7 protein-coding genes and 2 pseudogenes are annotated in these 6772 nt (G+C 32.8%); 7 read left to right on the top strand and 2 right to left on the bottom strand.

Annotation, left to right across the window (positions count from 1 at the left end; all coding sequences use genetic code 11):
• The first annotated feature begins 298 nt into the window (after positions 1 to 298).
• Positions 299 to 763: an isochorismatase family protein gene (locus PGC35_RS21985; protein WP_375220719.1), complete on the top strand. Its 465-nt coding sequence runs from the start codon at positions 299 to 301 to the stop codon at positions 761 to 763.
• On the opposite strand, the gene PGC35_RS21980 is transcribed toward PGC35_RS21985, so the two are convergent.
• A complete protein-coding gene (locus PGC35_RS21980; RefSeq protein WP_375220718.1) occupies positions 691 to 1368 on the bottom strand; it encodes a hypothetical protein in 678 nt (225 codons plus the stop codon). The two genes, PGC35_RS21985 and PGC35_RS21980, sit on opposite strands and share 73 nt — an antisense overlap.
• 333 nt (positions 1369 to 1701) lie before the next feature.
• Between PGC35_RS21980 and PGC35_RS21975 the strand changes: the two are divergent.
• From PGC35_RS21975 to PGC35_RS21960, 4 genes and pseudogenes are all read left to right on the top strand, one after another.
• Positions 1702 to 2336: pseudogene (locus PGC35_RS21975) on the top strand (Type 1 glutamine amidotransferase-like domain-containing protein).
• Positions 2337 to 2616: 280 nt separating this feature from the next.
• Positions 2617 to 3072, top strand: coding sequence for a DUF4304 domain-containing protein (locus PGC35_RS21970; RefSeq protein ID WP_375220717.1), 456 nt, complete (start codon positions 2617 to 2619; stop codon positions 3070 to 3072).
• Between the two features lie 411 nt (positions 3073 to 3483).
• A complete protein-coding gene (locus tag PGC35_RS21965) occupies positions 3484 to 3759 on the top strand; it encodes an autorepressor SdpR family transcription factor (protein WP_375220716.1) in 276 nt (91 codons plus the stop codon).
• Complete coding sequence (locus PGC35_RS21960) at positions 3756 to 4376, top strand: SdpI family protein (protein WP_375220715.1); 621 nt, start codon at positions 3756 to 3758, stop codon at positions 4374 to 4376. The genes PGC35_RS21965 and PGC35_RS21960 overlap by 4 nt, the downstream gene beginning before the upstream one ends.
• 321 nt (positions 4377 to 4697) lie before the next feature.
• Here PGC35_RS21960 and PGC35_RS21955 read toward each other — a convergent pair whose 3' ends face one another.
• On the bottom strand, positions 4698 to 5492 hold the full coding sequence (locus tag PGC35_RS21955; RefSeq protein ID WP_375220714.1) for a hypothetical protein: 795 nt from the start codon (positions 5490 to 5492) through the stop codon (positions 4698 to 4700).
• A 548-nt stretch (positions 5493 to 6040) separates the two neighbouring features.
• Between PGC35_RS21955 and PGC35_RS21950 the strand changes: the two genes are divergently transcribed.
• Together PGC35_RS21950 and PGC35_RS21945 are read left to right on the top strand one after the other, a co-directional pair.
• A complete protein-coding gene (locus PGC35_RS21950; protein ID WP_375220713.1) occupies positions 6041 to 6388 on the top strand; it encodes an NIPSNAP family protein in 348 nt (115 codons plus the stop codon).
• Between the two features lie 158 nt (positions 6389 to 6546).
• Positions 6547 to 6772: pseudogene (locus PGC35_RS21945) on the top strand (phosphoribosylanthranilate isomerase); the annotation flags it as partial.

Here is a 6772-nt window from a genome sequence, read left to right as displayed (position 1 = left end):
TGAAAAATGTGGCTGATTTCGTTACCAAAAAATCCAGTGATGATGGTATTGAATATGCATTGAAAAAATTTATGATAATCTAGAACAGTAATCCTTACTTTTGAATCTTAAATAAACTTTTTTTCTTATTCAACTAACGGGGTGCTTTACTAGAAGATCATTGAGCTTCTTAGGAAGCTCTTTTTTCTAATTGAACTAAAGGGGCAGGTTAGTTCAATAACGATACCAGTTGTACCAAAATAAATAGGCATATAAAATGAAGTAAATGGTAAATTTAAAAAATCAGGGGGGAATTATCTTGGATAAGGAAAATAATGCTTTAATTATAATAGATGTACAAAAAGCTTTTGATGATAAAAAATGGGGGGACCGAAACAATCTAAGTGCAGAAGAAAACATTAGTAAGATACTAACATTGTGGAGGAAGAAAGGGTGGCAAGTAATACATATTCAACATATGTCCGAAAACCCAGAAGAAGTAATCATAACAAAGAAAGTGAATAGTAGTTTTATCGGTACAAATTTAGAAGAGTTTTTAAAATTAAATCATATAACAACAACAGTAATAACAGGTTTGACTACGCCCCATTGTGTATCTACGACTATAAGAATGAGTGGGAATTTAGGTTTTAATACATATCTTATTTCAGATGCGACAGCAGCGTTTGGCTTGAAAGACCAAAATGATAACTATTTTGATGCTGATACTATACATAATACTTCCCTAGCAAACAATTCCTTCGCTACGATAGGAACTCTGTAAGATTGAGCAACATTGCTGTCTTCCCAACCCATGAATTTCAAACCAACTTCAAAAGGAGCGTCAGGACCTTGATAAATAACTTGAATAGCTCCCATTTGACCAGCAATGGTGTAACGAGAACCACCATTTACAAATCCAAGTTCATTTTTAAGGGTACGATAGTTTACAGCAGAGTCAGCACTCCATGAAGATTTCAACACTGGAGCTACCCAACCATCAGAATATTTTTTGCCATTCTCTGGACTGGAAGCAAGCGGGTTATTCTCTAACAATGCAAGTTTGCTTTTAGATGGGGTTTCATATTTAACAACAGTTGATTTCTTCACGAATAAACCGCCACCAAGTCCATAAAAACCACCATCTTGACCTTTATAACTATAGACTCTAAATTCATCACCTTTTCTAAGATATCTAGTGGTTTGTTTGAATATGCCATCATTGTTATTTTGATAGACTTGAGTTGTATTCAACACCGTCACCTTACCAATTTGTCCTTTAACCAATTCGGTTTTTCCCCACATCACTTTAGTTGATGCTTCCGTTATTGTAACCGTGGATAAAAGTAATGCTGGGATTATTAAAGCAGATAAAAAAATTTTTTTCATATGTATCCATTTACCTCCAATATATTACTCAATCAATATATCGGTATAATATATTAATTATTTACTCACTCAATAAGATTGTGAAATAATGTACTTAAACTAACGGGTGCTTTAGTTAAACAAGACCATCATTTTCGATGGTCTATTTTTATCTCCAGATTATCAAGTAGTTTTCGACGAGCCATTGTGAAATGTTACACTTAAACTAACGGTGCAGGTTAGTTGAACAGTGTTGTTTAAATTGTGTTTAACAATCGGGCATATTGAGAGTGACAAGAAAACGGAATGAGTGACGCAAGGAATAAATGTTATTTACACTTCTGAGGGGTACTTATGAAAACTCACTATTATTTAGGTTGGTTTAACAATTTTTTTCCAGAGAATCTGGGTAGGGCGTTACAGGAGGATATAACTGATAGAAAATCGCTTGCAATGATTAGCTCGAATCCATCTGTTTTTGAAGCTTATGGTGCTACTGAACGGTCGTGGCTCGATCAGACTGGCATTATATTTGATGAGTATCATTTAATTAATTACCACGTACAGAAGGAAGATGCCCAAATGATAATTCAAAATGCTTCCGTCATTTTCTTGTTGGGTGGCAATATTCTTAATCAAAATGGTTTTTTGATGGAATATGAATTATCGGATTCGATTAAAAAAAGCGACGCCGTTGTAATGGGAGCAAGCGCTGGAGCAATCAACATGTCCGCTAAATGGTTATGCTCGAAAAACTTTGGAGATGAAGTTGAAATGAGCTCTGTTTACGTTCCGTCCTGTCTCATTTTGATCTTGAAAATAACATGACACTGGTTCAAAGCGAACTATCTCCCCTATCGGAAGAAATAAATATTTATGCGTCGAACAAAGATTGCGCAGTACGTGTAAAAGGAGACAAAATCGACGTTTTTGGCAATGTATATTTAATTTCCGACTCAAAGATTCAGAAATTGGATGAGACGCTCTAGTTCTAGCGAATCGCTATGGCTTAATCTCTTTATGCAACGTCTCTATTTTAAATTTAGTGAAGGAGAACTGGCGCGAGTGTTGAATATGCGTCTATTTTTCTACTTCACCCTTCCGCAAAATATTTAGTTAAAGTAATTAAATTCTTATTGAACTAACGGGTGCTTTAGTAGAACAAGTAGCTGCCTGTAAGGGTAGCTTTTTCCTATTGAACTAACGGGGCAGTTTGTTTGAATCAGGTGCTTGGATAAAATAGTGTTTTAAAAGGAGGGATGGAGTGTCATGGCTTCTGGACGAGATGAAATGATAAAGGCACTGAAAATTATTCTAATTCCAGTATTAAGAGAAAAAGGATTTAAAGGTTCTTTCCCGCATTTTCGACGGAGGTTAGAAAACCGAATTGACCTTATGTCTTTCTACTTTGATAAATATGGCGGTGGGTTTACTGTTGAAATAGGTGCTTCCCCATCGAATGGCTACACAATTAAGGGTGGACCTCATATTCCTCCTGATAAGGTAAATACTACGCACCATGTTCCTATGACATGGCTTGAACCATATGAAAATCATGATTCATACAGATATGATGAAGAACCTGTTCCAGATGATATTTACGAAAAATTAGCATATGAAGTTGCTTCTCTTTTACCTAAAGCTGAAGAGTGGTGGAATTCAGATAAAATAGCTCGGATTATTAAGAAAAAAACGAAACAACAAGGTTACATAAATTTTGATTGAATATATATCCCGGTATTAAGCTAACGGGTGCTTTAGTTAATCAAGACCATCATATTTCGGTGGTCTATTTTTACGTCCAAAACATCAAGTATATTTCGGCGAACCATTGTGAAATGTTACACTTAAACTAACGGGGCAGGTTAGTTGAACAAGTTAGCATGCAAAAATTCAGGGGGTAATAAAAATGTCTGGGTATTTAGATAATTTTTGTGAAAGAAATAAAGATCTATTTATACTTTTTATGTTCCAAGGGAACAAGAAATATAGGGCAAAACGTTAAGTTAATCTTTGTAGAAACAAAGTAATTTTAAGTTAAATAATTTACAATCATTTACTTATTCGGTTTTTTTGTTATAATACATATAGTTATATAGCTATATGTTGATGTATGGAAGAAAGGGGAGAGAAATTTTGTTTGATGTGTATAAAGCGATATCAGATGGAACACGAAGAAAAATTTTGGACCTTTTAAAAGAAAAAGATATGACTGTTGGTCAAATTACAGAGCACTTTAATATTTCTCAACCAAGTATATCTCAACATTTAGCCATTTTAAAAAATTGTGGATTAATTGAATGCTCCAAAGATGGAAAATATATCATTTACTCTTTGAATTTAACGATTTTTCAAGAACTTTTAGGATGGGTAATAAATTTTAATAATAAAAAGGAGCATGATGAAAAATGAGACATGTATGGGTATTACTTATTTCTTTTGTTTCCGTATTACTTTTATGGTTTTTATCGTATGAATATTTACCAAATGAAGTAGCAATGCATTATACTAACGGAAATGCAGATCAATATGGAGGGAAATTTTTTGTGATGATGATTTTCTTTATATTGAGCTTCATTCTTTTACTAATAACTTATCTTTTCCTTCTTTTTGATAACAAGAACACAAACAAGCAAAAAATAAATACTCCTATAACTATTTTTATGATTATTTTTACTTTTTTTATAAATATTTCATTTTTATTAAATGTAAAAGATGAATCCTTAAAAACAGAAAAATTTCTCTTTGTTCTGATTGGGTTATTCTTTATATTAATTGGAAACTATGCACCACGGATAAAGAAAAATTTATTTATCGGCATCAGAACAGCAGCTACTCTTAATGATGATACGACATGGAAAAAAACGCAAAGATTTGGTGGATTTATATTTATTATATTAGGAAGTCTAATCGTCCTTACTTCTTTGTTACCCATTCATTTAGCTGTAATATTTTCAGTTGTTCTATTACCAGTAGGCATAATAATTATATACTTTTATGCGAATCGAATTCAGAAAAGTATATCCTGAATTATGTAAAGGATGACAATGTTTTAGGGATTATAAAATGTCCTTTAATAAGGGTACACAATATAGTTTCGATACTCTTTTTTAAAAATCAGGAGTATCTTGTGAACGAATGTACTTAAACTAACGGGTGCTTTAGTTAAACATGACCATCATTTTCAATGGTTTATTTTTAGGTCCAAAATATCAAGTATATTTCGGCGATCCATTGTGAAATGTTACACTTAAACTAACGCAGCAGGTTAGTTGAACAAAAACACACATTTTCCTTACAAAAAAGCTAAGAGAATAATACCCTTAGCTTTATGTCTATTCAACTACTATTTAATTATTTCTTTTGCCTACCTCAAGATAGATAGCTCCATCTGCTTGACTGAAAGAGGCTTTTACAGCTCTTCCGTTAGCAGTAAATTGTTCTGGAATGTCATTGTTATTAAAGTATCCTAGAATTCTATCTCCATCGCCACCAAAGTAAAATTTAAAAAGTTCTTTTGCTACAATAGGAATGCGATAAGTTTCTGGAATAGAATTATCTACCCAACCACGAAACTTAATTCCAACTTCATAAGAACCGCTACCCCCCTGGCTAATCACTTGAATCGCACCTGGTACACCACGAACATTGTATGAGCGACCACCATCTGAGAATCCAAGCTCATTTTGAAGAACCGTGTAATTGTTTGCTTGATTAGAACTCCAAGTTGATTTCGATACAGGTGCAACCCATCCATCAGGATATTTTTCGCTATCCTTTAAAGAGGAAGAGAGAGAGTTATCCTCTAATAATTTGAGCTTGGCTTTAGATGGAGTTTCATATTTTACAACAGTTGATTTCTTTACGAATAAACCTCCGCCAAGTCCATAATAGCCACCATCTTGACCCTTATAGCTATAGACTCTAAATTCCTCACCTTTTCTCAGAGATCTAGTGCTTTGTTTGAATATGCCTTCATTGTTATTTTGATAGATTTGAGTTGTATTCAACACTGTCACCTTACCAATTTGTCCTTTAACTAACTCGGTTTTCCCCCACATTAATTTAGTTGATGCTTCCGTTATTGTAACAGTTGATAAAAATAATACCGGGATTATTAATGCAGATAAAAAAACTTTCTTCATATGTATTCATTACCTCCAATATGTTACTTAATCAATATATCGGTATATTAAATTTAATATATACTCATAACACTAATCACTACAAACATTGTTTCTTATTGAACTAACGGGTGCTTAGTTAAATATTCGATTTCCGAAATAATCAATATAATTACTCGGGATTTTAAAGTTAAAATCATAACATTGGGTTACTAACTATAATGTAAAAACCTAAAAGTAAGTTCGGAAGGGTTACCAACTATAATGTAAATTAAAATCTTTTAAAACATACGTATTTCGTTGCCATTATTGAATTTTGGAGTTACCAACTATAATGTAACTCGACATTTTTTTCCAATGCTTGAGTTTGATAAAAATCACTTCTCTAGTTGTTCTGAGAGGTGATTTTTTGCTGGATATTTATGTTAAAATCACTATATAGATTGTGAAGAAATTAACTTAAACTCACGCAGCAGGTTAGTTCAATAAGAGGGATATGACGAGTTCTTATCGAAATGAGTATGCGGTGCACGAAAATCTTTAATTAAAACGTTATAGGAGGTACGTATATGTTTTATAGAAGAAAATTTTACACTGTAAAAAATAATTTTGTAGAAAAGTTTAATGAACATTTCAATAATACTAATTTACCTAATCAACTTAAGTACGGAGCACGTTTAGTAGGACGATGGATGAAGGGTAATAAAGATAATACCACAGAAATTTTCGCTATTTGGGAATATGACAGTTATGAGGATTATATAGAAATAGAGAACAGTGTAAAAGGTGACGGTGCTCACATTAAACGAATTAAAGAGTGGTACGAGAAAAATGGCGGTAGGGAACATGTTTTTACTGAATATATATTAGAAGTGAAAAACGAAGAGTTAGTGTCCACTCTAAATAAAGATAACTAATAATGTTAAATACTTGTTGAACTAACGGGTGCTTTAGTGAAACAAGACCATCATTTCGATGGTCTATTTTTATGTCCAATGTGAAATGTTACACTTAAACTAACGAAGCAGGTTTGTTGAACATGGTAAAGGTTTAATTAGAAAAGGTGGAGGAACAAATGGAGAATAACAAGTTTAATGAGTTTATTAAAATAGCAAAAAAACTAAATGAAATTGAAATTATTCCATTGTTAATGGGTTCAGTTGGTTTAGAAATCGTTACGGGTCAGGGGTGGGATGCCCAAGACTTAGATATTCATGTATCTGGAGATAAAAGAGGATGGGAAGTACCGCCTGAAATATCTATATTTAACTGGGATGATATTATGAAAATCATGATTTCAA

It is taken from the genome of Psychrobacillus sp. PGGUH221 (assembly GCF_042055255.1).
Taxonomy (GTDB): Bacteria; Bacillota; Bacilli; order Bacillales_A; family Planococcaceae; genus Psychrobacillus.
This window is presented reverse-complemented; position numbering and strand designations above follow the sequence as displayed.

Excerpts from the sequence above, each read along its gene's own strand:
- PGC35_RS21955 (WP_375220714.1), bottom strand. The coding sequence starts at position 5,492 with ATGAAGAAAGTTTTTTTATCTGCATTAATAATCCCGGTATTATTTTTA.
- PGC35_RS21970 (WP_375220717.1), top strand. The coding sequence starts at position 2,617 with ATGGCTTCTGGACGAGATGAAATGATAAAGGCACTGAAAATTATTCTA.
- PGC35_RS21980 (WP_375220718.1), bottom strand. The coding sequence starts at position 1,368 with ATGAAAAAAATTTTTTTATCTGCTTTAATAATCCCAGCATTACTTTTA.
- PGC35_RS21950 (WP_375220713.1), top strand. The coding sequence starts at position 6,041 with ATGTTTTATAGAAGAAAATTTTACACTGTAAAAAATAATTTTGTAGAA.
- PGC35_RS21960 (WP_375220715.1), top strand. The coding sequence starts at position 3,756 with ATGAGACATGTATGGGTATTACTTATTTCTTTTGTTTCCGTATTACTT.